The 26,680-nt window shown below is 38.2% G+C and carries 25 protein-coding genes; 9 read left to right on the forward strand and 16 right to left on the reverse strand.

What is annotated here, in order from left to right; translation table 11 throughout:
- Positions 1 to 76: 76 nt before the first annotated feature.
- From OO7_RS06335 to metG, 9 genes are all read right to left on the reverse strand, one after another.
- Positions 77 to 940, reverse strand: coding sequence for a rhomboid family intramembrane serine protease (locus OO7_RS06335; RefSeq protein WP_008915127.1), 864 nt, complete (start codon positions 938 to 940; stop codon positions 77 to 79).
- A 166-nt stretch (positions 941 to 1,106) separates the two neighbouring features.
- A complete protein-coding gene (locus OO7_RS06340) occupies positions 1,107 to 2,804 on the reverse strand; it encodes an NAD-dependent malic enzyme (protein ID WP_008915128.1) in 1,698 nt (565 codons plus the stop codon).
- Between the two features lie 239 nt (positions 2,805 to 3,043).
- Complete coding sequence (locus OO7_RS06345; RefSeq protein ID WP_008915129.1) at positions 3,044 to 3,868, reverse strand: MetQ/NlpA family ABC transporter substrate-binding protein; 825 nt, start codon at positions 3,866 to 3,868, stop codon at positions 3,044 to 3,046.
- Between the two features lie 95 nt (positions 3,869 to 3,963).
- Complete coding sequence (locus tag OO7_RS06350) at positions 3,964 to 4,650, reverse strand: methionine ABC transporter permease (protein ID WP_008915130.1); 687 nt, start codon at positions 4,648 to 4,650, stop codon at positions 3,964 to 3,966.
- A 3-nt stretch (positions 4,651 to 4,653) separates the two neighbouring features.
- Positions 4,654 to 5,652 (reverse strand): methionine ABC transporter ATP-binding protein, encoded by a 999-nt coding sequence (locus tag OO7_RS06355; RefSeq protein ID WP_008915131.1) that lies wholly within the window; start codon positions 5,650 to 5,652, stop codon positions 4,654 to 4,656.
- A gap of 291 nt (positions 5,653 to 5,943) precedes the next feature.
- Complete coding sequence (gene cdd / locus OO7_RS06360; RefSeq protein ID WP_008915132.1) at positions 5,944 to 6,831, reverse strand: cytidine deaminase; 888 nt, start codon at positions 6,829 to 6,831, stop codon at positions 5,944 to 5,946.
- A gap of 183 nt (positions 6,832 to 7,014) precedes the next feature.
- Entirely contained in the window at positions 7,015 to 7,710 is a 696-nt protein-coding gene (locus OO7_RS06365) for a CidB/LrgB family autolysis modulator (RefSeq protein WP_008915133.1), read from the reverse strand.
- Positions 7,704 to 8,174, reverse strand: coding sequence for a CidA/LrgA family protein (locus tag OO7_RS06370; RefSeq protein ID WP_008915134.1), 471 nt, complete (start codon positions 8,172 to 8,174; stop codon positions 7,704 to 7,706). Before OO7_RS06370 ends, OO7_RS06365 begins: the two co-directional genes overlap by 7 nt.
- Positions 8,175 to 8,329: 155 nt before the next feature.
- Positions 8,330 to 10,357: a methionine--tRNA ligase gene (gene metG, locus OO7_RS06375; protein ID WP_008915135.1), complete on the reverse strand. Its 2,028-nt coding sequence runs from the start codon at positions 10,355 to 10,357 to the stop codon at positions 8,330 to 8,332.
- A gap of 286 nt (positions 10,358 to 10,643) precedes the next feature.
- On the opposite strand from metG, the gene apbC reads away from it, so the two are divergent.
- The 6 genes from apbC (at position 10,644) to asmA (ending at position 17,421) form a co-directional block, all read left to right on the forward strand.
- The gene (gene apbC / locus OO7_RS06380; RefSeq protein ID WP_008915136.1) at positions 10,644 to 11,756 is read left to right on the forward strand and encodes an iron-sulfur cluster carrier protein ApbC; all 1,113 of its coding nucleotides are present in this window, start codon (positions 10,644 to 10,646) and stop codon (positions 11,754 to 11,756) included.
- 251 nt (positions 11,757 to 12,007) lie between these two features.
- On the forward strand, positions 12,008 to 12,568 hold the full coding sequence (locus OO7_RS06385; RefSeq protein ID WP_008915137.1) for a LemA family protein: 561 nt from the start codon (positions 12,008 to 12,010) through the stop codon (positions 12,566 to 12,568).
- An 87-nt stretch (positions 12,569 to 12,655) separates the two neighbouring features.
- On the forward strand, positions 12,656 to 13,612 hold the full coding sequence (gene htpX / locus OO7_RS06390; RefSeq protein ID WP_008915138.1) for a zinc metalloprotease HtpX: 957 nt from the start codon (positions 12,656 to 12,658) through the stop codon (positions 13,610 to 13,612).
- A 469-nt stretch (positions 13,613 to 14,081) separates the two neighbouring features.
- Positions 14,082 to 14,726 (forward strand): uridine kinase, encoded by a 645-nt coding sequence (gene udk / locus OO7_RS06395; protein ID WP_008915139.1) that lies wholly within the window; start codon positions 14,082 to 14,084, stop codon positions 14,724 to 14,726.
- 58 nt (positions 14,727 to 14,784) lie between these two features.
- Positions 14,785 to 15,366, forward strand: a complete 582-nt coding sequence (gene dcd / locus OO7_RS06400; protein ID WP_008915140.1) for a dCTP deaminase — start codon at positions 14,785 to 14,787, stop codon at positions 15,364 to 15,366.
- Between the two features lie 216 nt (positions 15,367 to 15,582).
- The gene (gene asmA, locus OO7_RS06405) at positions 15,583 to 17,421 is read left to right on the forward strand and encodes an outer membrane assembly protein AsmA (protein ID WP_008915141.1); all 1,839 of its coding nucleotides are present in this window, start codon (positions 15,583 to 15,585) and stop codon (positions 17,419 to 17,421) included.
- Positions 17,422 to 17,500: 79 nt separating this feature from the next.
- On the opposite strand, the gene OO7_RS06410 is transcribed toward asmA, so the two are convergent.
- A complete protein-coding gene (locus tag OO7_RS06410; RefSeq protein WP_008915142.1) occupies positions 17,501 to 17,887 on the reverse strand; it encodes a hypothetical protein in 387 nt (128 codons plus the stop codon).
- A gap of 238 nt (positions 17,888 to 18,125) precedes the next feature.
- Positions 18,126 to 19,703, reverse strand: coding sequence for a TerC family protein (locus OO7_RS06415; RefSeq protein WP_008915143.1), 1,578 nt, complete (start codon positions 19,701 to 19,703; stop codon positions 18,126 to 18,128).
- Between the two features lie 239 nt (positions 19,704 to 19,942).
- Here OO7_RS06415 and gndA point away from each other — a divergent pair, with 239 nt between their 5' ends.
- The 3 genes from gndA (at position 19,943) to OO7_RS06430 (ending at position 23,529) form a co-directional block, all read left to right on the forward strand.
- Positions 19,943 to 21,349 (forward strand): NADP-dependent phosphogluconate dehydrogenase, encoded by a 1,407-nt coding sequence (gene gndA / locus OO7_RS06420; RefSeq protein ID WP_008915144.1) that lies wholly within the window; start codon positions 19,943 to 19,945, stop codon positions 21,347 to 21,349.
- Positions 21,350 to 21,561: 212 nt separating this feature from the next.
- Positions 21,562 to 22,743: a multidrug effflux MFS transporter gene (locus tag OO7_RS06425; RefSeq protein WP_008915145.1), complete on the forward strand. Its 1,182-nt coding sequence runs from the start codon at positions 21,562 to 21,564 to the stop codon at positions 22,741 to 22,743.
- A gap of 153 nt (positions 22,744 to 22,896) precedes the next feature.
- The gene (locus tag OO7_RS06430; protein WP_008915146.1) at positions 22,897 to 23,529 is read left to right on the forward strand and encodes a CatB-related O-acetyltransferase; all 633 of its coding nucleotides are present in this window, start codon (positions 22,897 to 22,899) and stop codon (positions 23,527 to 23,529) included.
- 82 nt (positions 23,530 to 23,611) lie between these two features.
- On the opposite strand, the gene OO7_RS06435 is transcribed toward OO7_RS06430, so the two are convergent.
- The 5 genes from OO7_RS06435 to hisA form a co-directional block, all read right to left on the reverse strand.
- Complete coding sequence (locus tag OO7_RS06435) at positions 23,612 to 23,854, reverse strand: ElaB/YgaM/YqjD family protein (protein WP_008915147.1); 243 nt, start codon at positions 23,852 to 23,854, stop codon at positions 23,612 to 23,614.
- A gap of 89 nt (positions 23,855 to 23,943) precedes the next feature.
- Positions 23,944 to 24,369 carry a YbaK/prolyl-tRNA synthetase associated domain-containing protein gene (locus OO7_RS06440; RefSeq protein ID WP_156823166.1) on the reverse strand — a complete coding sequence of 142 codons (426 nt, stop codon included), beginning with the start codon at positions 24,367 to 24,369 and terminating at the stop codon, positions 23,944 to 23,946.
- A gap of 208 nt (positions 24,370 to 24,577) precedes the next feature.
- Complete coding sequence (hisIE, locus tag OO7_RS06445) at positions 24,578 to 25,189, reverse strand: bifunctional phosphoribosyl-AMP cyclohydrolase/phosphoribosyl-ATP diphosphatase HisIE (RefSeq protein WP_008915149.1); 612 nt, start codon at positions 25,187 to 25,189, stop codon at positions 24,578 to 24,580.
- Entirely contained in the window at positions 25,183 to 25,959 is a 777-nt protein-coding gene (hisF, locus tag OO7_RS06450; protein ID WP_008915150.1) for an imidazole glycerol phosphate synthase subunit HisF, read from the reverse strand. Before hisF ends, hisIE begins: the two co-directional genes overlap by 7 nt.
- On the reverse strand, positions 25,941 to 26,678 hold the full coding sequence (gene hisA / locus OO7_RS06455; protein WP_008915151.1) for a 1-(5-phosphoribosyl)-5-[(5-phosphoribosylamino)methylideneamino]imidazole-4-carboxamide isomerase: 738 nt from the start codon (positions 26,676 to 26,678) through the stop codon (positions 25,941 to 25,943). The genes hisF and hisA overlap by 19 nt, the downstream gene beginning before the upstream one ends.
- Between the last annotated feature and the right edge of the window lie 2 nt (positions 26,679 to 26,680).

The following is a 26,680-nucleotide window of genomic DNA, read 5'->3' on the forward strand; positions in this document are numbered from 1 at the left end:
TAATATGGTTGATTTAGATTCGAAAAGATGATCATAAGTAAACGCTTTTTGGTATATAGCGCCATGATTGTGGTTTTTACTTACGTAATTCCATCATTTCATTATTTATTTCTTGATAAATAAATTCCCGTTCATCGAGCAATTTGCTATCGAGAGAAAAAGAAAAATGGTCAATAGCGAATAGAAGTAAACCGATGGCTGCAATTGTGACAAATAAACCAGTGATGAGTTTTTGTTGGCGTGTTTTTACAGGGATAAAAATATAGCCAAGACTGATTAAGGCGCCAATACTTGCTCCGCCAATATGGGCAGCATTATCAACACCTGCTTGCAAACCACTAATTAGCGTTAATACAATCATTCCGAGAATATTATAAAGTAGTCGTTTTTGTTGTGCATGAATGGTTGGATTAATATTAGGAACTCTAATTGCTTGATATAAATAGATAACAGAAGCAGCCGCAAGCCCCATAATTGCCCCTGAAGCACCTACTCCGACCGTAATATAAACCATATTATCAGTGAGTGTCGGATCATTGATATCTTCATAATATTGCCAATAGGCACTAAATAATGCTGCTCCTATTCCTGAAATAAAATAAATTGCTAACAATTTAGATTTGCCGTAATTACGTTCACATTCAATACCGATGACAAATAGCGCTAAACTATTAAATGCAAGATGAACACCATTTGAATGTAATAGCATACTAATAGGATAGCGCCACCAATCACCTGTTAATGATAATTGATAAACATTTGCGCCAAATAGCAATAAATTATTTTCACGGGAATCTAGAGGTGAAGCAAAATGAAGTTGATAGAAATAGATGACAATATTTAATAATACTAAACCTGAGGTCAGCATGATGGCTTTGAAAGAAAATAATGGTGTTTTCTTTGGTGGAGAAGGAACATGAGCGCTTGGTTGATCGGTCATCTTTGCGGCCTGCATGAAAAATTAATCGGAATACTACAATATAATTTACATACTGCAAACAACATCTTAGTCGGAAATTGGCGTAATTTTAGGATAGCGAGGATAAAAGGAAAAAATAAAGGCACCAACTGCTGTGATGCCTTCTAAAGAATTTCTGTTGTTAATATTAGAAAGAAGTTCTTTTATAAGTCCGATATTCTGGTTTCCAGAAATTACGCTCAATCGCTTCATCAAGCGCACTGTCAGATGTTACAGTGGCAACACCTTGCACTTGGGCTTCTTTAGCAACTTGCTTAGCAATATAACGAGAAACTTCTTGAATATCCGATAATAAGGGTAATAACGGGCCTTCACCATCTTTAGCTAATGGAGAGCATTCTGCCAAAGCACGGCTGGCGGTCATTAACATGGCTTCAGTCACACGTTTGGCACCTGAAGCAATCACACCTAAACCAATACCTGGGAAAATGTATGAGTTATTGCATTGAGCAATTTGGAAAACATTCTCTTTATAGGAAACTGGGCTAAATGGGCTACCTGTTGCAACAAGCGCTTTACCATCAGTCCAGTTAATAATATCTTCAGGACGGGCTTCAACGCGTGATGTTGGGTTAGAAAGTGGCATCACAATTGGGCGTTCACAATGTTTATGCATTTCTCGAATGATTTCTTCAGTGAAAAGGCCTGCTTGACCTGAAACACCAATTAAAACAGTCGGTTTTGCATTGCGGACAACATCTAATAGTGAAATAGAATCACTATTCACATCCCAGCTGCTTAGGTTATCGCTGCTTTGCGTTAACTTGCTTTGGAAATCAAGTAAGTTAGGCAACTTATCCGTTAATAGCCCAAAACGGTCTACCATATAAATGCGTGAACGCGCTTGTTCATCACTTAGACCTTCAGATTTCATTTGCGCGATAATTTGTTCAGCGATACCGCAACCTGCTGAACCCGCGCCTAAGAATGTGACGCGTTGGTCGCTTAGTTTGCTGCCAGCTGCATGGCTTGCTGCAATTAAGCTTCCCAAGGTAACTGCGGCTGTACCTTGAATATCATCATTAAAACAGCACAGCTCATCACGATAACGATTCAGTAAAGGCATTGCATTTTTTTGTGCAAAGTCTTCAAATTGCAATAGAACATTTGGCCAACGGCGTTTTACGGCTTGAATAAATTCATCAATAAATTGATCATATTCTTCACCCGTAATACGCGGATGGCGCCAGCCCATGTAAAGTGGGTCGTTAAGGCGCTGCGGGTTATTTGTCCCTACATCAATGACAACGGGTAGGGTATAAGCTGGGCTGATACCACCACAAGCGGTATATAAAGATAGTTTCCCGATTGGAATGCCCATACCACCGATCCCTTGGTCGCCAAGTCCAAGAATACGTTCGCCATCAGTAACAACAATGACTTTTACATTTTGTTTAGTGGCGTTTTGTAGCATATCATCAATATATTCACGATTTGGATAAGAGATGAATAAACCACGAGCACGGCGATAGATATCAGAGAAATGCTCACAAGCCTCACCAACAGTTGGCGTATAAATGAGCGGCATGACTTCTGTAAGGTGAGCATCGATTAGGCGATAAAACAGGGTTTCATTGGTGTCTTGGATATTTCTTAAATAAATGTGTTTGTCGATATCCGTTTTAAAATCGACTAACTGGCGGTAAGCACGCTCCACTTGCTCTTCAATTGTTTCAACTTGTTCTGGAAGTAAACCATATAAGTTGAAATTAGCACGTTCTTCTTCGCTAAACGCACTCCCTTTATTCAATAAAGGAAATTCGAGCAGAATAGGGCCTGCATAAGGGATGTACAAAGGGCGTTTTGTTTCGTGTTCATGTTCCATGAAATATCACTCTTAGGATGATTTAAAAACAATAGTCGGCTTAGATCCTAAGGTAAATAGAAAATATGTACAGTGATTATTGATGCATATAGTTAAAATATTTGTTAAATAAAATGTGCATCAAATTTAATATGATGGAATAGTGAGATGTACGTAGTCGCCCGAATCACATAGTTTTGATGTTTTTCGGGCGAGTTGATGGCTCTGGTTTTGTGGTAATTCAATTAATTAGATATTTATTATGGAACAGGAACTGCTTCACCATGATAATTATCGAGAATAAATTGTTTGGCTTCTGGTGATTTTAATGCCGCCATTAATTTAGCAATTCGCGGATCATCTTTGTTATCTTCACGAACTACGACCACATTTGCAAATTTACTATTCGCCGCCGGTTCTGTGAAGATCACATCTTTTGTTAAGTCTAAGCCTGCATTAACAGCAAAGTGACCATCAATTGAAGCAACATCAGCTTCGCCATTTTTATAAATTTGTGGCATTAATGGTGCATCATAAGTAAATAAAAATTGCAGGTTACGTGGATTCTCAACAATATCATCGATAGTTGCATCATCAGGGTCAATATCACTACGCAGCTTAATCAATCCTTCATCTTGATACAGTTTTAAAATATGCCCATGCTGTGCAATATTATTGCTACTCATCACTTTTGCGCCATTTGGCAAATCTTGCAAGCTTTTATATTTTTGCGAGAAGAAGCGGTAAGGGTGCATATGTACAGCACCGGCAGAAGTTAATTTCCAGTCTGGATGATCCGCCAGTGTTTTATTTAAATAAGGCACATGTTGGAAAAAGTTTGCATCTAATTCTTTTTCTGCTAATGCTTGGTTTGGAATAATATAATCATTAAAGATACGGATATCTAAATTAACACCTTCTTTGGCTAATTGTGGTTTAACAAATTCTAAAATTTCAGCATGTGGTGTACTTGATGCACCAATAATCAATGTATTTTTATTGTCTTCTTGGTTAGGTTTACAAGCAACTAATGCCAAACTAACAAAAAGCAATGAACCTAACTGTTTTAAATTTGTAAGTGCCATGGTGATATATCCTATTTAATCTTAATACACCCCTTATGCTCTTAAGCAAAAGGAAATGATTTTTTTATTGCTGCAAGATAAGTAACTAAAATAAATTAACGTTTATCAATCCAACGAACGAGTGTGTCGCCTAAAACTTGAATACATAAAACAATAGCTAAAATAACTAATGTTGCTACCCAAACGACATCCATATGGCTGCGTTGAAAACCTTCTAAATAGGCTAAGTTTCCTAAGCCGCCCGCACCTATAGCACCTGCAATTGCTGTTCCACCCACTAAAGAAATTAAAGTCACAGTTAAGCCCGATATTAATGCTGGCGATGATTCCGGGATCAATACTCTAAAAATTAAAGTGGATAATTTGGAGCCCATAGATTGGCTAGCCTCAATAACGCCTTTATCAACTTCCCTCAATGCCAGCTCAACTAGCCGAGCATAGAATGCACTTGCAGAGATAACTAATGCAGGTATTGCAGCATTAACGCCTAAAATGGTTCCTATTAACCATTTGGTAAATGGGAATAATAATATAATTAAAATAATAAAAGGAACTGCTCGAAAAATATTAACGATAAATGAAAGTATCCGATAAACGGGTAGATTTTCTTTTTCGCCATCTTTCGCTGTTAAAAATAAAAAAACACCTAAAAAAATACCTAATATTCCAGAGAGGATCCCAGATAAAAATGTCATATAAAGTGTATTAACTGTTTCAATACCTAATACATTTAATTTTAAATGGGGTAGATAATGACTAATCCATTGTTGTGCTTCATCCATTGTTTAAATTACCTCAGCTACAATATTTTTTTCATCGTTTAGATAATTAATAATTCCAGTGCTTATTTTAGATTCAGGTAATAGTTGTAAATAGAGAAAACCAGTACCTTGGTTAAATGTTCCTTTCAGTAATTTAATAGGTTCATTAAATTTGGCTATAATGTCATATAGCAGATAATCACTGTTTTTCTCATTATCTAAAATAACTCTAATGACAGTGCCCTGAGTTAAAAGATTTTGTAAGTCATCTTGGCTGTCAGTCACAATTTCGCTTTGAGATAAAAATTGTCGTGTAATTGCATGCTGCGGATTATGAAATACGGATGAAACCAAACCTTCTTCAACAATTTTACCTTTATCAATAACGGCAACTTTATTACAAATACTTTTAATGACCTGCATTTCGTGAGTAATTAAAACAATGGTGATATTTAATTCACGGTTAATCTTTGCTAATAATGAGAGAATATTCTGAGTTGTTTTAGGATCAAGCGCAGATGTGGCCTCATCACATAATAATACACTCGGGTTATTAGCTAAAGCTCGTGCAATACCAACTCGTTGTTTTTGACCGCCGCTTAACCTTGATGGATATTCATCAGCTTTATCCGTTAAATCAACCAATGCCATTAATTCATCAACACGCGCTTTACGTTTCTTTTTATCAAATCCTGATATTTGTAATGGGAATTCTATATTTTCTCTGACTGTTCTTGACCATAATAAATTAAAATGTTGAAAAATCATGCCGATAGATTGGCGAATTTTTAAAATAGATTTTTCATCACTATGAGTAATATTATGTTCTCCAACAATAACTTCACCATCAGATGTATTTTCAAGTCTGTTCAATAAACGGATCAGACTACTTTTACCCGCCCCGCTATAACCAATGATGCCGAAAATGTCACCCGCAGAAATAGTGAGATTAATATTATCAACAGCAACAGTTTGCTTTTTTCCGCGTTGATAAACTTTGCTGACATTTTTTAGGGTTATCACGATATTCCGTTACCTCTGATGCTTAAAATCAATATACTCAATTTGGATGTTTAGACGTCTAAACGTTTGAATGGCTAAGTTAGTATGAACTATGATGAATGTCAAGTGGCAAATTAGAGATAAATATGATTAGTTAGAATGAAAAAATCTATTTTAATTACTTGATATTAAAATAAATAATCAAAATTTGATAAAAATGTATCGTGGCAATTGATAATAAGAGAACGCTTTTTCGTGGGGACTTATTTATTGCCACCAAATAAGTCGGTGGCAATAAATTTTAAATGGGGATTAATCTAGGTAAGCTATTGTTTGTTGCTGGCAACCTAATGCTTTTAACGTATTTTCTGTCGTATTCCACTGCTTAACAATGGCATTTTGTTTTTCAACGAGCAAAGCTTGTTCAATTGAATGCATATCTTTGCCAGCTAAATTTATCATGATCAAAGCGGCTTGGAGAGGAGGTAAGCTCGGATTAAATGCCGCATTTTCTGCATAGCGCCCAGTAAATAAAGAACCATCTTTTAACTGTAGAGCAATACCAGAGTAAGATTGGCTATAAGGCGCATGGGATTGGTTTGCCGCTTCAGTGGCAGCACAGAGCAATCTATCTCGGCTTGAAGTTGTAAAACCATGATCAACTTCATCCATCAATAATGTTTCGATATCGAGATCTGCTGGACCAAATGAATCAGGTAGATAATCATGTAATGTTGCTGTTTGTCGCTCAGGTAAATGAATTTCAATTTGACCGCCGCCGCGTAATTCATTCATAAACTGACGACAATGACCGCATGGTGTATAGTTTACAGTGACCGTGGTTAATTGCTTTTCACCTTTTAACCAAGCATGTGTAACTGCACATTGCTCTGCATGGATAGTTTGTGAAATAGCAACGCCACTAAATTCCATATTGGCGCCAAAATAAAGATTTCCACTGACTCCGCGCGCTATTGCCCCAACCTTAAAGTGTGAAATTGGCGTAACAGCATAAGCTGCGGCAACGGGTAATAAGAAAAAGGCAAGTTCACTATCATTGTATCCACAATGTTCTTTAATCTGCGCGGTTTGCTCGGCAGTTAGCATGGCCGGAAAATCGGGCTTATCAATAATAGGTTTGAGTACAGATTGCAACTTTTCTGGAAGTTGAGAATAAGCGGACTGAAATCTTGAATGCATGAACGACCCTCCCTAATGATATGCGTTTATTCTATGTAATAAACTCTAGATTCATTGGTGATTAATGTCACATTTTTAATGAAAATAAATGAAACAAATATAAGAATTGAGAGATATATCTCAAGTTTTTGGCTGGTTATCATCATAGGGCGGTATGAAATTAAACCGCCCGAATGATGTCGTTTATCCAAAAAGATGCAAAATAATAGGAAAAACGAAAGGTGCAAGAAGGGAAGTAATAATCCCACAAGTCATCAATGCAAGGGAACTATAAGCCCCTTCAATATAGTTAACCTCAGCACATCGTGCGGTACCAAGGGCATGGGAAGCGGTTCCCATTGCCAGTCCTCGTGAAGCATGAGTTCGAATGCGCAAAGCATCAAACAGGGAATGTCCAAACATAGCCCCTAACATACCGACAAAAATAACACATGCCGCACTTATCGCGGGAATACCACCAATTGAGTCTGCAACTGCCATGGCAATTGGTGTAGTCACTGATTTAGGTAATATTGATGCGGCAATATCCGGTGTAGCACCTAACCATAAAGCGATAGCTGTACCGGTAAACATTGCAACTAAACTACCTGCAAAACAGATGCTGAACAATGATTTCCATTGTGCTCGAATTTGGTGCATTTGTTCATACAATGGAAATGCTAGTGCGACAACAGCGGGTTGCAACAGATCGTTGAGAATTTTACTGCCCGCAAAGTAATGCTCATAAGGCGTATTCGTAAAAATAAGTAGGGGAACAATAACCGCGATTGCCACTAATAATGGATTTAATAAGGGGAGTTTTAATTTAGCGGATAGCTGTTTTGCGAGATAAAACACAATTATTGTTAAAGGTAAAGACCACCAAATATGTTCTAACATTTGTCATTCCCCTTATGACTTTCATCAGTTGGAATGTCGATCGTTTCTTCTGGGGGAAGTGGCACTTCATCGGGTTCTGTACCAACAATTTGCCGTTCTTTATGAATATAGTTGGAGCTAAAGGCAACAACAATAAGCACAATAAAGGTGCTAACGACGCAGGATACAAGAATAGGAACAAGCTGCTGACTCAATTGGCTATAATAATTCATGATGCCAATACCAATTGGTACAAATAATAACGTCATGTTTTTGAGTAATAAAGAGCAGCCAGGTTGTGCCCAATGAGCAGGAACAATCTGTAATGCTAATAATGTGAAGAGAATTAGCATTCCAACAATACTGCCTGGAACGGCGAATGGGAGAAGTGCAGATAACAAATTTCCAACAATAAGGCAGAGATAAAGTAGCACAAAAGCGCGTAAATACTGCCATCCAGTTATCAGAACATATTTTAATGACATGATACTTGTCCTGTTACGCTAAGTGCATTCATCATACAATTAACTGAATTATTGTGCTATAGATCACAGTTAAAAGATAATAAAAAAAGCGAAGAATGATGACTCCTTCGCTTTAGACTTAATAATTAACTCTTTCTTGAGCTAGTTTTGGTATTTTATTTTACTTGCATGCCTGGTTGTGCACCGCTATCTGGGCTGAGTAAATAGATATCTTTGCCGCCAGGACCTGCTGCCATTACCATACCCTCAGAAAGACCAAAGCGCATTTTGCGAGGGGCTAAATTCGCAACCATAATGGTTAAGCGGCCTTCTAAAACTTTTGGATCAGGATATGCGCTACGGATACCAGAGAAGACTTGGCGAGTTTCACCACCAATATCTAATTGTAATTTCAGGAGCTTATCTGAACCATCAACAAAGTCAGCTTGCTTAATCAAAGCGATACGAAAATCAATTTTATCGAAATCATCAAATGTGATTGTGTCTTGAATTGGATTTTCAGCAAGTGGGCCAGTTAATGCTTTAGCAGGTTGAATGCTTTCTTTTGATGCTTCAACCATTGCGTCAACTTTTGCCATTTCAATCCGTGAGAATAGGGCTTTAAATGGTGCGATTTCATGGTTAGTCAATGGAGTTGCAATTGAATCCCATGTCAGTTCAACATTCAGAAATGCTTCCGCACGCTTGGTAAGACCCGGCAGGATAGGTTTCAAGTAAGTCATAAGAACGCGGAATAGGTTAATTCCCATAGAGCAAATATCTTGTAGCTCTTGATCTTTTCCTTCTTGCTTTGCAACAACCCAAGGTGCTTTTTCATCAACATAGCGGTTGGCAATATCGGCTAATGCCATGATTTCACGAACCGCTTTACCAAATTCACGGTGGCTATAAGCATCACCAATTGATTTCGCTGCATCAATAAATTGTTGGTAAAGTGCGGGATCAGCTAATTTGTCTGACAGTTTTCCGCCAAAGCGTTTTGCAATAAAGCCAGCATTACGGGATGCAAGATTCACCACTTTATTGACAATATCGCTGTTCACGCGTTGCACGAAATCTTCTAAGTTAAGATCGATATCATCAATACGTGATGAGAGCTTGGCTGCATAATAATAACGTAAGCAATCAGCATCAAGATGGTCAAGGTATGAGCGAGCAGTAATAAAGGTGCCGCGTGATTTAGACATTTTGGCACCATTTACGGTGATATAGCCATGCACAAACAAGTTTGTTGGCTTGCGGTATTGGCTGCCTTCAAGCATTGCTGGCCAGAATAAGCTATGGAAATAAACAATATCTTTACCGATGAAATGGTAAAGATCTGCTTTGGAATCGTTAGCCCAAAATTCATCAAAGCTTAAATTTTCACGCTTATTACACAAATTCTTAAATGAGCCCATATAACCAATTGGCGCATCTAGCCAAACATAGAAATATTTGCCCGGAGCATCAGGAATTTCAAAACCAAAATAAGGTGCATCACGGGTTATATCCCATTGCTGCAAACCTGTTTCGAACCATTCTTGCATTTTGTTAGCAACTTGCTCTTGTAGTGCGCCAGAGCGAGTCCAAGCTTGTAACATGTCGCTAAATGCAGGTAAATCAAAGAAGAAATGCTCTGTTTCGCGTAAAACAGGCGTTGCCCCAGAAACAACTGAACGCGGGTTGATTAGGTCAGTCGGGCTATAAGTTGCACCACATACTTCACAGTTATCACCATATTGATCTTCAGCTTTACAGGTTGGGCAAGTGCCTTTTACAAAGCGATCTGGCAGGAACATGCCTTTTTCTGGGTCATAAAGTTGTGAAATAGTCCGATTTTTAATAAAACCGTTATTTTTTAGTTTGCCGTAAATATGTTCAGATAATTGTTTATTTTCTTCACTATGTGTTGAGTGATAATTATCATAACTAATAGCAAACCCAGCAAAATCGTTCTGATGCTCTTGGTTCATTTGAGCGATCATCTCTTCAGGTGTAATACCTAATTGCTGCGCTTTGAGCATGATCGGCGTACCGTGTGCATCATCTGCACAGATAAAATGAACCTCTTTGCCGCGCATTCGCTGATAACGGACCCAAATATCAGCCTGAATGTGTTCCAGCATGTGACCGAGATGGATTGAACCGTTAGCATAGGGTAACGCACACGTTACCAGTAATTTATTCGCGACTTGAGACATAGTAACTTTCTTACTTCCATTATTGAAAAGGGACTTTGATGTTAACCGATCAAATCTTTCCCTGCTAGGGCAATAAAGAATTAATCCGTAATTTGTGAAAAAAGAATTTTTGCCGTTAGTGGTTTTTCATCGGCTAGGCTTACACTATTTAGGTTGTTCTCTGCTATGATGAGCAGCATCAAAGTATATTATGTACTTTAAATAGTTTAAGTGGGCTGATGTCATTAAGTTGATGCCACTTGGAATATGATGAGCATAGTTAAAAATATAAAATAAAGGAGCCGGGATGAACGATAAATCCCCCGAGCAGAACAATCCAGAATTGCTGACTGAAAAAGTCTCTGCTGTTTTGGCCTCATTTACACACCCAACACTGAAGCGTAATTTGATATCTATCAAAGCATTGCATCATTGTGCATTATTGGATGGTGTGTTGCATGTCGACCTCGTTATGCCATTTGTTTGGAAAGGCCCTTTCCAAACATTGATTAGTGAAAAAACAGCAGAGTTAAAAAAAGCAACAGGTGCTCACGCGGTGGAATGGAAGTTACGTCATGATGTAACAACCCTAAAACGCGCAAATGACCTACCTGGCATTAATGGTGTCCGCAATATTCTGGCAGTGAGCTCAGGTAAAGGTGGTGTAGGTAAATCCAGCACTGCGGTTAACTTAGCATTAGCATTAGCTCAAGAAGGCGCTAAAGTGGGTATTCTTGATGCGGACATTTATGGCCCGTCAATTCCTAACATGTTAGGAACAACATTAGAACGCCCAACATCACCGGATGGCCAGCATATGGCACCTATTATGGCTTATGGTTTGGCAACAAACTCAATTGGCTATTTGGTTACAGATGATAATGCAATGGTGTGGCGTGGCCCTATGGCGAGTAAGGCGTTAATGCAAATGCTGCAAGATACCTTATGGCCAGATCTTGATTATTTAGTGATTGATATGCCACCGGGAACTGGTGATATACAGCTAACATTGTCACAAAATATTCCAGTGACAGGTGCTGTCGTGGTGACAACACCGCAAGATATCGCGCTTGTCGATGCCATGAAAGGGATTGTCATGTTCAAAAAAGTGAACGTGCCCGTTTTAGGTATTGTTGAGAATATGAGTGCGCATATTTGTAGCAATTGTGGTCATGTTGAGCCAATTTTTGGTACAGGTGGTGCTGAAAAACTGGCTGAGAAATATCACACGCAATTGCTTGGACAAGTTCCTTTGCACATTTCATTACGTGAAGATCTTGACCGCGGGCAACCGACTGTAATGCGTGACCCTGAAGGTGAGTTCGCGGATATTTTCCGTGAGATTGCACTGACGATTTCATCATTAATGTATTGGGAAGGCGATAAAATCCCAACGGAAATCTCATTCCGCGCAGTGTAAAAATCACGCTTAAGGAGCTAATTTATTAGCTCCTTAAAGTCGCGAGCTACAAAATAAATTATTTTGTTATCTTCTCACTCTTTTTCTTCCTCTTTTTACGAAGATTATTCTTATTTCGTGATTATTTCTCTGCATATCATAATTAATTGATGAATAAATACATACTGTACCTATAATACTTCATATTGTATGAGGTCTTTTTTGATGTATTACGCTGACTGTTTTCTGTGGCAAATGCCTAAAAGGTGATTATGAAATTTTTAATTTTGATTGTTGTCCTCGTTCTGATTTTTATTTATTTCTATAACCGCATTGTGGCTATGCGTGAAGCGGTTATATCCAGTGAAACTGAAATATCTGTTCAATTAGATCGTCGTGGAAAAGTCTTTGATAGTTTACTTGCAACAGTAAAAAAATATTTGAGCCATGAGTCAGATGTTTTTAGCAAAATTACTGAGCTAAGAACAAAAGCGCAGAATGCAACAGGCGCTGAGGCTCGTGAAGCCGAGGACGCGTTGTCCAAAATGGTGACAAGCGGTGCAATCAATGTCGCAGTAGAAGCTTATCCTGAATTGAAATCGGATAAGATTATGGCGAATTTACAAGAAGAAATTGTTTCTACTGAGAATAAACTATCATTTGCTAAACGTGGTTATAACCGCGCATTAGAAGCTTATAAGGCATATATATCTTCTATGCCAGCAGTGTTCATAGTGGGTATTATGCCAAGTCTTAAAATTGATAAAGATTATTGGCGTCTTGATGAAGAAACAATTAAGAGTGAAGAATCTCGTCGTATTAATTTCGATTAATTACTCTTAGTGGTAAATACATATCAGGGCGATAAGTATAAGCCCTGATATGTCAATATATGACGTAATATAAGAGATAATCTATTTATGGATTTTAGAAACGTTATACGCAAAAATAATATCAGAACTCGATTGGTTATTATAAGTTATATTTTTATAATGCTAATTATCGGGCTGTTAGCAGATACAGCGACACATCCAAATAATAGAATGGATTTTTTCGCTAATATCGTCGCATTTATTACATTTGAACAATTACCTGTCGCCACATTTATTATTTTAGGTCTCACTGTTATTGGCTTACTTTATATTCATTTCCGTGGGCATAAAATGATGCTGGCGGGTATAGATGCCAAAGAAATTACTGCTGAAAATGCAAGTACGCCAGAAGAAAGGCAACTTTATAATATTTTGGAAGAGCTAAGTTTAAGTGCAACATTAGGCTATGTTCCTCATCTCTATATTTTAGACAGTGATGAGCCGAATGCGTTTGCTGCGGGTTGGTCATCAAGAAATGCATTAGTAGGTGTTACCAGAGGTTTATTACAAACACTTAATCGCCAAGAAACTCAAGCCGTTTTAGCGCATGAAGTTGGGCATATAATTCATGGTGATTCTAAATTGACGCTTTATGTGGGTATTTTGGCGAATGTGATTTTGACTGTAACGAATATATTTAGTCATATATTTATTCGTACTTCTGGTCGTAGCCGTAATAGTGCAGCAAATAAAGCACAGATTATTTTATTAGTTATGAATTTTGTGCTTCCTTGGATAACACAAATTCTCTATTTTTACTTATCTCGTACTCGGGAATATATGGCAGATGCCGCCGCAGTTGATTTAACGACGGATAATCAAGCTATGATTAGTGCGTTGAAGAAAATTTCAGGTCAGCATGAAAAACATGAGTATGATCACTCAACAACGGGTGACGCTTATCGCAGCGCTGCTTATATATTCAATAAGGGGGATTCCCTATTTTCAACGCACCCTTCTATTGAGAATCGTATTGCTGCGCTTGAAGGGCGCAAAGATTTTTAATTAAGATTAAAGTGAACATTCTAGGTATTTTGCATGTCTGTCTCACAGAAATAATTTGTTAACATTTGTTTTTGGGTTAATTTATTAGACTTAAAAACAAATATATCTTTTGAATTATCTTGTACATAGCCCTGAAGCTAGATTAGCTAAACTATGTGCAATTCTTTCCTATTTAGACAATTATAATGAATGATCAGCATGTTTTTGGGCGAGTTTGCTTTGTGATGCTGGAACCTCTTTGAATTACCTTCTATAATTCCGTCAACCAGATATATCCTTAAATGATTTGAGATGATTCTAGGTTGCATACGAAAGTGATATCAATAAACAAACGTTAGGTATCCGCGTAAATAAGATAAAAACTAACGTCAATAAGTGCATCCTATATTCATGTAACTTAAATTTTTTGAAGTATATAGAGGGATATATGTATTTTATTTCATATCTAGATTAACCAGGTTATTATTTTATGACTAACACAGGGCATCACTGTACTATAGTAGGTATATCGGGCGCATCGGCATCGGGAAAAAGTTTGATTGCAAGTACCTTATATCGAGAGTTACGCGAAAAAGTAGGTGATCATAATATCGGTGTTATACCAGAAGATTGTTACTATAAAGATCAGTCAGAAATGACAATGGAAGAGCGACTGAAAGTTAATTATGATCATCCCAATTCAATGGATCATAGCTTGCTTTATCAACACTTAAAAATGCTCAAAAGTGGTCAATCAGTCGAAATCCCTCAGTATGATTATGTTGCTCATAGTCGCAAAGAACACACCATTCATTTTAACCCCAAGAAAGTCATTATCATTGAAGGTATTTTATTATTGACCGATAAACGTCTACGTGAAGAGATGGATTTTTCGATCTTTGTTGATACTCCGCTTGATATTTGCTTGATGCGAAGAATAAAACGTGATGTAAATGAAAGGGGCAGAACATTGGATTCAGTGATTGACCAATATAATAAAACCGTTCGTCCTATGTTTTTGCAATTCATTGAGCCATCGAAACAATACGCAGATATTATTGTTCCTCGTGGTGGTAAGAATCGCGTTGCTATTGATATTTTAAAGGCAAAAATTAACGAATTTTGTCAAGAATAAACCTAATGATATTTAGGTTTTATACGGTGATAAATTATTTATGAATGGGGAGATAAACATGCGTCTTTGTGACCGAGATATTATTCAATGGTTAGATGAAGGTAAATTAGTCATTGATCCCCGCCCACCCATTGAAAGGATCAATGGCGCGACAGCAGATGTTCGTTTAGGTAATCAATTCCGTGTTTTCCGTGGACATACTGCGGCATTTATTGACTTAAGTGGTCCTAAAGATGAAGTCAACGCGGCATTAGATAGAGTCATGAGTGATGAAATTGTTCTGACTGATGATGAACCTTTTTTTCTACATCCGGGTGAGTTGGCACTTGCTGTTACACTTGAATCAGTGACTTTACCCGATAACCTAGTAGGATGGTTAGATGGTCGTTCATCACTGGCGAGATTAGGTCTTATGGTGCATGTTACTGCTCATCGTATTGATCCCGGTTGGTGTGGGCAAATTGTTTTAGAGTTCTACAACTCAGGTAAATTACCTTTAGCTTTACGTCCGGGGATGGTGATTGGCGCACTTAGCTTTGAGCCTTTATCAGGTAGTGCAGATCGACCTTATAACAGCCGACGCGATGCTAAATATAAAAATCAGCAAGGTGCTGTAGGTAGCCGTATAAGTGAAGACTGATTGTTGATCAGCAGAAGTATTATGGTGATGTGTAGTCTGCATACCGTTATACTTCTCCTTATTTTATTGTTTATCGCTCTTCACTACCTAAATTTATATATTTGTGTACACTGAATTAAGTATATTTAGCAGTATTTTATTTTTTTCAGGATATTTACGCCTAGATCCTTGGATGGAGTAATAGGCAAACAGGCATCATAATTAAGTGAGGGAAGAATGAAACGGTTTCTGACGACTCTTGTCATTTTATTGGTTGTTGTGGTTGTAGGTCTGACAGTATTAGTTATGCTAGTTAACCCTAATGACTTTAGACAATACTTGGTCGAAAAAGTAGAAAAGAAAAGTGGCTATCAACTTGATTTTAAAGGTGATATGCGCTGGCATGTTTGGCCTACACTCAGTATTATAACTGGACCGGTTTCTCTCACTGCCCCTAATGCTAATCAGCCTGTTTTAAGTGCTGAAAATGTACGTCTTGATGTTGAATTGTGGCCTTTACTTTCCCATCATTTATCTGTTGAACAAATTGTTGTTGATGGCGCAGTTATTCGTAGCACGCCGGAAAGTGATCCTCAACAAAATGATAACTCACCAATTGCGCCAGAAGGTCGCCAACCTATAGCGAATAAAACAGAAAAAAGCCAATGGTTGTTAGATATTGAGAAAGTTGAAATAACTAATAGTTTAATCATTTGGAGAACCCAAAATGATGAACTGAATTTGCGTAATATTAACCTCTCTTTGAAAAAGGATGATGCGAAAAATATTACGGCTAAATTTAGTGGTAATTTAAATAAAAACCAACAAGAATTCACTTTTGATACGCGGGCAAATATTGATATTTCCCAATTAGCACGTCAAGTTACAGGGCAAGTTACTCAGTTTGATTATACTTTTACTGGCGTTGATTTACCTGAAGGTGGGATATCAGGAAGCTTTATCAGTGATTTTATCTATAAAAAAGGTGATATCGAAACAGCAAGTTTAAATAACATTGCTATTAAAGCAAATGAGAGTGAATTAGCGGGTAAAATGTCGATAGCATTTGCTTCAATACCTGAAATTGATATTGAATTCTCCTCGACAATGTTAAATCTCGATAAATTGTTAGGAATTCAACCTAAGAAGCCAACTGCGGAGGATAATAATAATCCCGCACGCGTTGGTGTTAAGCCAGTTATTTCTGGTAAAGATAACCAAAAATATGATTTATCTTCTTTGAAATCATTTAAAGGAGACATTCAATTAAACATTGATAGTCTTATTTATCGAGGGATGTCTGTCAGTGATGTTCATTTATTAGCGAAAAACCAAGCACCTGAATTAACGATAGCAACGTTTTCAGGGAAAGCTTTTGGTGGTCAGTTCGCATTGCCGTTAACAATTAATTATAGCCAGATACCCGCTCAGATATCGGCAAAACCGAATATTCAAAATATTAATCTAACGCCATTGTTGCAGGCATTTAATATGCCAGAAACGCTTAGCGGTATTGTCACTATTAATGCTTCTTTATCAGGGCCTGGTTATGACGATTATGCTGTGAAAAATTTATGGCAAGGGCCTATTAATTTCAGTTTACAAAATGCGCGTTTGTCTGGACTTAATATTCCTTTATTAATCCAGCAATCTATTTCTCGTGTAACCAATAAAATCAATGCGCCTGTAAATAGCGGTAATTATACAGAAGTTGAATCATTCACAGTGAATGGCCGTTTAAATAAAGGCATCATGAATGTTCAATCAATGAAAGCAGTTTCCCCATTAGTCTTAATTACAGGGCAAGGTTGGACAAATGTTGCAGCCGAGACGTTGGACGTTAATTTAGGTGTGCAAATTTCTCAAGGGTGGGGCGGTGATTCTCGTTTCATCCAACAATTACAATCAATGGTGATCCCTTTACGTATTTACGGTGGTTGGGATAATTTGCAATATCAATTGAATGTTGAAAAATTGATACGTGATGAATTAAAGAATCAAGCTAAAGAAGCTATCGGAAATTGGTTACAAAAAGAAGAAAAACAAGGGATTAATAATTTATTGAATGCATTATAATTTTTAGATAATTGTATTTTTCACCTAACACTCTGCTGATGTGGAGTGTTAGGTGAAGTTTAAATGATATTATTTATTTTTATTTAGCCATTTTCACGTTTTTGATTTGATTTTTAAAATCCAAATGTTCTTGCGATGCCTGATAAAGGTGACAAGCGATTTTTATTTTGCCAAGTTTTGCTGAAAGATGTTCATTTTGACTTTGGCGGAAATTCCCATTTTTGGCATAATCACCATTTTCGTCCATTACTGCTTTAAATTCTTTTATTAGCACATCAATTTGTACGCCTAACTTACCTAAAATATTAGAAGTATTTGCTCTATTTAGATTTTGCGGCATTAGGGTTGGAATATTTTGTAACTGATTAATTAAATAAACAAATGTCGATTTAGGTGTCTCTATTTTGTCATTATAATTGAGTGGTTGAGTAATGCTCAATCTTCTTAATATCGTTGGAGCAATCATTTTGTCTCGTGAACTTTACTATTTAAGTTCACAAAATTATTTAATAGATGCGTTGTGAATTCTTTAAAAAAACGCAGCTATTCTTGTCTATATTGAGCAGTTTTTTAATTTAAGTGGTGGTGAATTTTTCTATCAGCACTGTTTTTGAACAGAGTAATGATGAATTAGTACAATAAAAAATACCGGCAGATGATGTGATCCACCGGTATTTTAAGTTTATGAAACTTCAGTTAAAGCTTTATTCCTCTTCTTCATCTTCTTCATGAGGTTTTGGTGGAATAATTAAGACTTTATTGATGCGGTGGCTATTGACCTCTAACGGTTCGAAAATACAACCGTTGATTTCAACTTGTTCTCCAACTTCTGGAACGCGTTGAAGATGTTCCATCAATAAGCCTGCAATTGTTTCATATTCTCGCTTGTCATCCAGCGCCATTGGAATAAACAGGATCAAATCTTCTAATGGCATAAATCCATTAGCAATCCACGCACCATCTTCCCGTTTTTGAATATCATGACGTGAGTCATTTTCTTCTTCACCGTCAGGTAAGTTACCTGCAATGGTTTCCATAACATCGGTCAATGTCACAATACCTTCGATAGAACCAAACTCATCAACTACAAAAGCAAAGTGAGTATGAGCTTTACGGAACTGTTCGAGCGCTTTGAGTAATGACAAACCTTCTGGGAAAATGAGTGGTTGCGTGATGAGTTGGCGTAAATTGAGGGGTACGCCACTCAATTGTTGCTTCACCAAGTCAAGAACATGGATAACACCAACCGGCTCATCACTGACTGTTTCATCTATCACCACAAAACGTGAATGTGGATTTTTTTCCATCACTTGTAATAAATCACTGGCTGATTTATTGATATCAAGATAATCAACATCGTGACGAGAAGTCATGATGCTTTCAACGTTGCGCTGTGCCATGCCTAACACACGAGCAATCATTTGACGCTCTTGAGGATCAAAGACAGATTGATTATCTGCAATCAGGTCAGATGTGCGTGAATCTAGCTCTGCACTTTCGTGCTTGCCACTAAGAATACGCAATACAGCTTCAGCGGTGCGCTCACGTAATGGTCGTGTTCCTTTAAGGTATTTACGGCGGTTAAATTGTGCAAATTGGTTAAGCACTTCAATCATAATAGAGAAGCCAATCGCAGCGTATAGATAACCTTTAGGGATCGCATAACCGAAACCTTCAGCAACTAAGCTGAAACCTATCATAAGCAAGAAGCTTAGACATAGGATGACAATGGTTGGGTGGTTGTTGACAAAGCCAGTTAATGGTTTACTTGCCCATATCATCAGCATCATTGCAATAGTAACAGCTGCAACCATTACGCCAATATGGTCAACCATTCCCACTGCGGTAATAACCGAATCAAGTGAGAAAACGGCATCTAGAACAATAATTTGTGCAACAACTGCCCAGAAGTTCGATGTTTTTCGTTGAGTATTGGTATGTTCATCTCCCCCCTCAAGTCTTTCATTTAGCTCCATTGTGGCTTTAAACAAGAGGAATATACCTCCGAGTAGCATGATTAAATCACGGGCACTAAATGGATGATCAAATAAGGTGATCAGTGGCTTGGTGAGAGTAATGAGCCAACATAGGCTAAATAACAGAATCACACGCATCACGAGCGCTAACATCAGACCCGTTACACGAGCTCTGTCACGCAATTTTTGCGGGAGTTTATCTGCCAAAATGGCGATAAAAACAAGGTTATCAATACCAAGAACGATTTCTAGAACGATAAGGGTGGCAAGTCCTGCCCAAATCGAAGGATCTGCGATCCATTCCATACAGTTTGTTTTACCTTCTGATATGACGGCTTATACCGACTTGTGAATAATGCGGTTTGTTGGGCTAAATTTCAATAAGAATTCACGGATGTTGTATGATTATCTATAAATAATATTCAGTTAACGTCATCGATTGCATCAATTGCTACCACGCAGCCCAAACCTGAGTTAACATGTGATCCTGTTAACAGAATTGTCAGCAAATAGCTGGCGTGATCCTAATCAGACAGGAGTGTTTCATGTCAAAGCAACAGATTGGCGTTGTCGGTATGGCTGTGATGGGGCGTAACCTCGCGCTTAATATTGAAAGCCGTGGTTATTCCGTCTCAATTTTCAACCGCTCAAAAGACAAAACAGATGAAGTGATTGCTGAAAATCCAGGGAAAAAATTAGTTCCCAACTATACGATTGAAGAGTTTGTTGACTCTCTGGAAAAACCGCGTCGTATCTTGTTGATGGTTAAAGCGGGTGAAGCGACAGATAAAACAATAGCTGCATTGACGCCACACCTTGATAAAGGTGATATCCTCATTGATGGCGGGAACACGCTGTATAAAGATACTATCCGTCGTAATCGCGAATTGTCAGACCAAGGCTTCAATTTTATTGGTACGGGTGTTTCTGGTGGTGAAGAAGGCGCATTAAAAGGGCCTTCTATCATGCCTGGTGGTCAAAAAGAAGCTTATGAGCTTGTTGCGCCTATCCTAAAAGAAATTGCTGCAAAAGCGGATGGTGAACCTTGTGTTGCTTATATTGGTTCGGATGGTGCTGGCCATTACGTCAAAATGGTTCACAATGGTATCGAATATGGCGATATGCAATTAATCGCTGAAGCATATTCTTTATTAAAAGGCGCACTCAACCTGAGTAATGAAGAACTGGCTGATATTTTCTCAGACTGGAACAAAGGTGAGCTAAGTAGCTATCTTATTGAGATCACTGCTGATATCTTCAAGAAAAAAGATGAAGAAGGCAACTATCTTGTTGATGTCATTCTTGATGAAGCAGCAAATAAAGGAACAGGTAAGTGGACCAGCCAAAGTGCTTTGGATTTAGGTATTCCACTGACTCTGATTACTGAATCTGTGTTTGCTCGCTATATCTCTTTCTTGAAAGATCAGCGTGTTGCAGCGTCTAAAGTGTTGACGGGTCCTACACCAAAAATTGTTGAAGGCGATAAAAAAGAGTTTGTTGAAAAAGTTCGCCGTGCACTGTACCTCGGTAAAATTGTCTCTTATGCTCAAGGCTTCCAACAACTAAAAGCGGCTTCAGAAGAGTACAATTGGGATCTTCATTACGGTGAAATTGCTAAAATTTTCCGTGCAGGTTGTATTATCCGTGCTCAATTCCTGCAAAAAATCACGGATGCTTATAATGAAAATCCGCAGATTGCCAACTTGCTATTAGCACCTTACTTCAAGAAAATTGCTGATGAATATCAGCAAGCATTGCGTGATGTTGTATGTTATGGCGTACAAAATGGTATTCCAACACCAACATTCTCAGCGGCTATTTCTTATTATGATAGCTATCGTGCTGCGGTGTTACCCGCTAATTTAATCCAAGCACAACGCGATTATTTTGGTGCGCATACATACAAACGTACAGATAAAGAGGGCGTTTTCCATACTGAATGGATGGAATAATTTCATTAAGTTAAGATAATATCTGGAATAGGTGAGGTGCTGAAATTTCAGCACCTTTTTTGTTAAAAATTATCGTAAAATGTTATATATTCAACACGTATGATTTAATGTGCTGATGAATTCAATTGTCCATTTCATGTTATTTATAGTTCGGGTTTGTTATCGTAACGCTAAACACGCCATTTTACTCTTCCAATTGTAGATCCCTATTTATGTTCAAGTTTCTTATTTTATTACTATTAATTGTTTTACTTAGCCCATTGGCGATTGATTTGTATCTGCCAACAATACCCGCGATTGCGGTGGCATTAGATACGGAGCAACCGATTGTTCAGTCAACAATTTCGCTATTTATTTTAATTTTTGGAGTAGGGCAATTAATTTCAGGGCCATTGGTTGATCGATATGGGCGTAAACCCATTGCTATCACCGGTATAGCGATTTATATCATTGGTTCGATTGTTGCGGCACTTGCCAATTCAATTGAACTGTTTATTGCTTCTCGGATACTGCAAGGTATTGCGGTATGTTGTACTGGCGTGGTCGCGTTTAGTGGTGTTCGCGACAGAATGAACGGAACAGAAGCAGCGAAAGCCTTTGGTTTTTTAAATGGTACATTGAATATTGTGCCTGCGTTAGCGCCATTATTAGGTGGTTTACTGGCAGAAGCTTGGGGTTGGCGAGCACCTTTTTGGTTCTTGGCTTTATACGCGGTATTATTATTAATCCTTGTTGTGGCATTTTTGCCTGAAACGCGCCCTGAAAGTCTGAAACACATTAAAAAAATCCAATTTAACCATTATCTACACATATTACGGAATAAAAATTTCTTAGTTTTTGCTTTAGTGAATGCAGGTAGCATGGGAATGGTGTTGACGTATGTTTCCTTTGCTCCTAGTGTTTTAATGAATGAATATAATTTAACGCCACTGGAATTTTCGTTAGTTTTTGGTGCTAATGGTTTTTGGATTATGATGGCAAGTTATATCGCTAACCATTATATTCCCAAAATAGGCCGCCCGAACTGTTTAAAAGTAGGTAGTTTATTTATGGCCGTTGGCGGAATTGGCTTGCTGTCAGCATCAACAATACTAACCAGCTTAGACTATGACCACTGGTTAGTTTATATGCTTCCCGTAGCTTGTGCATGTACTGGACTGGCATTTATGATGGGAACCGCGACCAGCTATGCATTAGAACCATTTGAAAAAGAAGCCGGTACGGCATCAGCATTAGTTGGATTTGTTCAAATGGCAGGTGGTGCTGTGATTGGTTTAGTGGCAATTAACTCGTTTTTGCCAGAAAAACAGGTTTTGGCACTTGTCATGTTCTTAGGCTGTATTTTGGGCTTTATTGCGAGAAAAGCGAGCTTAAAGCTTGTCGCACATAATTAAATTCAACAGAAGAATTGATAAGGCAGGTTATGATGATTAATCCTTTATTGAAGCAGCCTAGAGTGGCTAAAGGTGATGTATTTTGAACGTGAATACATCACCATAGACAGCGTTCTATGGTAATAATCAATTTAATAGAAGGATATTGTTACCATGAGTGAAAAACACTGGTCAAAAACGCAATTACTGCATGAAGTTGTTCAGAATCCCAATATTCATGTGAAAGGGCAACATAGCTATTATAGTGATTGCTGGGATAAAGGTTTTGAGCAATCTGTTGTGCGCTATTTGCAAGGAGATGAATTTAGCCGTGATTGGCAACTTCCTTGGCAAGTCGACCAACTTTATATTGGCGACTATGTTTGTATTGGTAGTGAAGCCGTTATTTTAATGGGTGGAAATCATACACATAGAATTGATTGGTTCTGTTTGTATCCATTTGTTGAACATATTGCAGATGCTTATGTAGGCAAAGGCGATACCATTATTGGCGATGGCGCTTGGATCGGCATGCGCGCATTTATCATGCCTGGAATTAAAATCGGGGAAGGCGCTGTCATTGCTGCAAATAGTGTGGTTGTTAAAGATGTTGAGCCCTACAGCATTGTGGGTGGAAATCCTGCAAAACAGATCAATTATCGCTTTGCACCAGATGTGATTGCAGAACTATTATCTTTAAAAATATATGATTGGCCGGAAGATAAGTTTAAGGCATTAACGCCTTATCTATGCAGTTCTGATTTATCGCAATTGAAGAAAGCATTAGCGGATTATCATCAAAAATAACCCTAGTAATTTTTTGTAATTACTTGCTATTGTGATGTTTATTAAATAAGGGAATGACATTTCATTCCCTTATTTTTGAAGGTTATTTTTTGCTAATCAGGTAGCCAAAGACAAAGCCGATACCCGCTGCAATGGTTACTGAGGTGAGAGGATTGTTTTTCACTGTGTCGGCAGTATTATTTAGAACATTACAACCCTGAGCTGCACATTTTCGTATTGTGCCTTTGATTTGTTGTTCTGGTGAATCAGTGACTTCACCATAGGTTTGCTGTGCTGTCCCCGCCACTTCTTGCGCTTTATTTTCAGCTCTTTCAAATAATCCCATTATATTTTCCTTAATAGTGAACAATCATCATTATTAAGTTTAGCAGTTAATCAAAATTTAGGTGGTTATTGATGTAACTATTTAAAAATTTACTCTTCTAAACGAATAAATTCAATCAGAGTTGGATTGGCAATCCGTTGATAATCTTGCGCATTTAGAATAATCGATTTTTCGAGTGTGCCCGCATTAAAAGCCAATTCATCAAAGCGAGTAAATAAATAGGGATCTGCAATAAGCTTTAAATTAGGGTGGAAACTAAATGGTGGGATCGCACCAAATACGCAATGAGTTAGCTCATCAACCTCTTTTGGGCTTGCTAATGAAGCACGCGTACCACCTATAGCGACTGCTATTTTACTTAAATCGGCTTGTTTATCCGCAGGTAGAATGGCTAAAACATGTTGACGAATGCCATTCCCTTTTACATGGCAGACAAGGCCTTTAGCGCCCTGACCTAATTGAGTTCCGCGGATTTTTGCGACTTCTTCGGATTTTCCTGCCGTTGGGTGCGCCATAACTCGGTATTTAGCCTGATGCTTGTCGAGCAGTTCTGTTAATTGACTAAAAATAGGTTTATCTAACACGGTTATTGCCTTTTTATATCTTGAAAATATAAGTATCTATGATGATAACATTTATCTTATAGAGATGTTGGGAGGTCAAATAGAAAGGTATTACAATGCAAAGATGGAAACTGCCTGTGATCAGCAGGCAGTAAGTAGGTTATTGGTGGCGTTCTTTTAATTTTTGGATAATCTTACTTAAATCCAAATCTTGGTCTTGTAGTAAGACTAATAAATGGTAAACCAAGTCTGCGGCTTCATTCGTGAGTTCTTCTCTGTCATGAACAGTGGCAGCAAGAGCTGTTTCAACACCTTCTTCGCCCACTTTTTGCGCAATACGCTTTGTACCGCTAGCATAAAGGCTCGCGGTATAAGAACTTGTGGGGTCAGCTGTTTTACGCGATTTGAGTAGTGTTTCTAGCTCGAACAAAAATCCCCAGTCACTTTGCGCAGGGGCAAAACAACTTTCTGTTCCATTATGGCAAGTAGGGCCGACGGGTAAGACTAATGCCAGTAAGGTGTCGCTGTCACAATCTGGATAGATATCAACCAAGTTAAGAAAATTGCCTGATGTTTCGCCTTTGGTCCATAAACGCTGTTTTGTTCTCGAATAAAAGGTGATCCGGCCTTCTTTTAAAGTAGCTTGTAATGCTTCTTGATTCATATAACCAAGCATTAGTACATCACCCGAAATTGCATGCTGAATAACGACAGGCATCAGTTCATTCACTTTTTCCCAAGCGAGTTGGTTGCATTGTTCTGTTGTTAACATAATCTAATTTGAACTCCATTTTCGGCAAGATACTGTTTTAATTCACCAATATTAATAATTTGTTTATGAAAGACTGAAGCGGCAAGTGCACCATCAACGCCTGCATCAGAAAAAGCATCTAGAAAATGGACTTTTTCACCCGCACCGCCCGAAGCAATTAAAGGTACATGGCAAATTTCGCGTACAGTTTTGAGTTGTTTAAGGTCATAACCTTGACGTACTCCATCTTGGTTCATCATATTTAAGACAATTTCACCAGCACCACGTTGCTGTACCTCTTGCACCCAATCGACGGTTTTCCAATTTGTTTGTGTTGTGCGTTTTTCATCGCCAGTGAATTGATATACAAGATAATCACCTGATGCTTCATCAAACCAAGTATCAATACCGACGACAATACATTGCACACCAAAACGATCAGCAAGGCGGCTGATTAATGTTGGATCACTCAGGGCAGGCGAGTTGATGGAGATTTTATCAGCGCCAAATGACAGAATTTGTGCAGCATCGTCAACACTTTTGATGCCACCAGCAACACAAAATGGAATATCAATGACTTCCGCAACTTTTGAAACCCAGCTTTTATCAACAACTCGGCCATCAGAAGATGCGGTAATATCATAAAATACCAGCTCATCCGCACCTTCTTGCGCATAGCGTTGAGCTAGAGGCACAATATCACCAATAATTTCATGGTTGCGAAACTGAACCCCTTTAACAACTTGCCCATCACGAACGTCTAAACAGGGAATTATGCGTTTTGCCAGCATTCAATTGCCTCCGCGACAGTAAATTTACCTTCAAGTAGCGCTCGTCCAACAATCACACCAGCCGCACCAGAAGCAGGAATCGCAGCGATATCATCTAAAGAACCAATCCCACCAGATGCTTGAAATTCAATATCAGGATATTTTTGGCTTATCTCTTGATATAAGTTCACATTAGAACCCGCTAAAGTACCATCCTTTGAAATATCGGTACATAACACATGTTTTAAGCCATAAGGCTGATACATTTCAATAGCTTGTTCAAGTGATAAATTCGAATTTTCTTGCCAACCACTAATGGCGATTTCTTTCACACCTTGTGGGTTAATTCGCACATCGAGTGCTAATACAATGGCATCACCACCATAACGTTGAAACCAAGTTTTGACTAGCTCGGGCTGTTTTACTGCGGTAGAGCCAATGACGACACGAGTTGCACCAGCGTCAAGTAATGCTTTTACATCATCTTCTGTTCGAATTCCGCCGCCGACTTGCACAGGAACAGATACACCTGCTAGTAATGTTTTGAGCAAAGGAATCTGACGTTTTTTAGGATCTTTTGCGCCCGTCAAATCGACAAGGTGGAGTAATTTTGCGCCTTCTTGCTCATATTGTTGTAAGCGAGGCAGTGGGTTATCCCCATAAGCGGTTTGCTTGGCATAATCGCCTTGATGCAATCGGACAACATTGCCATCAATTAAATCTAATGCAGGAATGATCATCT

The sequence above is a fragment of the Providencia sneebia DSM 19967 genome (assembly GCF_000314895.2).
In the GTDB taxonomy this organism is placed as follows: domain Bacteria; phylum Pseudomonadota; class Gammaproteobacteria; order Enterobacterales; family Enterobacteriaceae; genus Providencia; species Providencia sneebia.

What these genes read in the sequence shown, in the direction of transcription:
- OO7_RS06335 (WP_008915127.1), bottom strand. Translation starts at nt 940, where the DNA reads ATGACCGATCAACCAAGCGCTCATGTTCCTTCTCCACCAAAGAAAACA.
- OO7_RS06340 (WP_008915128.1), bottom strand. Translation starts at nt 2,804, where the DNA reads ATGGAACATGAACACGAAACAAAACGCCCTTTGTACATCCCTTATGCA.
- OO7_RS06345 (WP_008915129.1), bottom strand. Translation starts at nt 3,868, where the DNA reads ATGGCACTTACAAATTTAAAACAGTTAGGTTCATTGCTTTTTGTTAGT.
- OO7_RS06350 (WP_008915130.1), bottom strand. Translation starts at nt 4,650, where the DNA reads ATGGATGAAGCACAACAATGGATTAGTCATTATCTACCCCATTTAAAA.
- cdd (WP_008915132.1), bottom strand. Translation starts at nt 6,831, where the DNA reads ATGCATTCAAGATTTCAGTCCGCTTATTCTCAACTTCCAGAAAAGTTG.
- OO7_RS06365 (WP_008915133.1), bottom strand. Translation starts at nt 7,710, where the DNA reads ATGTTAGAACATATTTGGTGGTCTTTACCTTTAACAATAATTGTGTTT.
- OO7_RS06370 (WP_008915134.1), bottom strand. Translation starts at nt 8,174, where the DNA reads ATGTCATTAAAATATGTTCTGATAACTGGATGGCAGTATTTACGCGCT.
- metG (WP_008915135.1), bottom strand. Translation starts at nt 10,357, where the DNA reads ATGTCTCAAGTCGCGAATAAATTACTGGTAACGTGTGCGTTACCCTAT.
- apbC (WP_008915136.1), top strand. Translation starts at nt 10,644, where the DNA reads ATGAACGATAAATCCCCCGAGCAGAACAATCCAGAATTGCTGACTGAA.
- OO7_RS06385 (WP_008915137.1), top strand. Translation starts at nt 12,008, where the DNA reads ATGAAATTTTTAATTTTGATTGTTGTCCTCGTTCTGATTTTTATTTAT.
- htpX (WP_008915138.1), top strand. Translation starts at nt 12,656, where the DNA reads ATGGATTTTAGAAACGTTATACGCAAAAATAATATCAGAACTCGATTG.
- udk (WP_008915139.1), top strand. Translation starts at nt 14,082, where the DNA reads ATGACTAACACAGGGCATCACTGTACTATAGTAGGTATATCGGGCGCA.
- dcd (WP_008915140.1), top strand. Translation starts at nt 14,785, where the DNA reads ATGCGTCTTTGTGACCGAGATATTATTCAATGGTTAGATGAAGGTAAA.
- asmA (WP_008915141.1), top strand. Translation starts at nt 15,583, where the DNA reads ATGAAACGGTTTCTGACGACTCTTGTCATTTTATTGGTTGTTGTGGTT.
- OO7_RS06410 (WP_008915142.1), bottom strand. Translation starts at nt 17,887, where the DNA reads ATGATTGCTCCAACGATATTAAGAAGATTGAGCATTACTCAACCACTC.
- OO7_RS06415 (WP_008915143.1), bottom strand. Translation starts at nt 19,703, where the DNA reads ATGGAATGGATCGCAGATCCTTCGATTTGGGCAGGACTTGCCACCCTT.
- gndA (WP_008915144.1), top strand. Translation starts at nt 19,943, where the DNA reads ATGTCAAAGCAACAGATTGGCGTTGTCGGTATGGCTGTGATGGGGCGT.
- OO7_RS06425 (WP_008915145.1), top strand. Translation starts at nt 21,562, where the DNA reads ATGTTCAAGTTTCTTATTTTATTACTATTAATTGTTTTACTTAGCCCA.
- OO7_RS06430 (WP_008915146.1), top strand. Translation starts at nt 22,897, where the DNA reads ATGAGTGAAAAACACTGGTCAAAAACGCAATTACTGCATGAAGTTGTT.
- OO7_RS06435 (WP_008915147.1), bottom strand. Translation starts at nt 23,854, where the DNA reads ATGGGATTATTTGAAAGAGCTGAAAATAAAGCGCAAGAAGTGGCGGGG.
- OO7_RS06440 (WP_156823166.1), bottom strand. Translation starts at nt 24,369, where the DNA reads ATGGCGCACCCAACGGCAGGAAAATCCGAAGAAGTCGCAAAAATCCGC.
- hisIE (WP_008915149.1), bottom strand. Translation starts at nt 25,189, where the DNA reads ATGTTAACAACAGAACAATGCAACCAACTCGCTTGGGAAAAAGTGAAT.
- hisF (WP_008915150.1), bottom strand. Translation starts at nt 25,959, where the DNA reads ATGCTGGCAAAACGCATAATTCCCTGTTTAGACGTTCGTGATGGGCAA.
- hisA (WP_008915151.1), bottom strand. Translation starts at nt 26,678, where the DNA reads ATGATCATTCCTGCATTAGATTTAATTGATGGCAATGTTGTCCGATTG.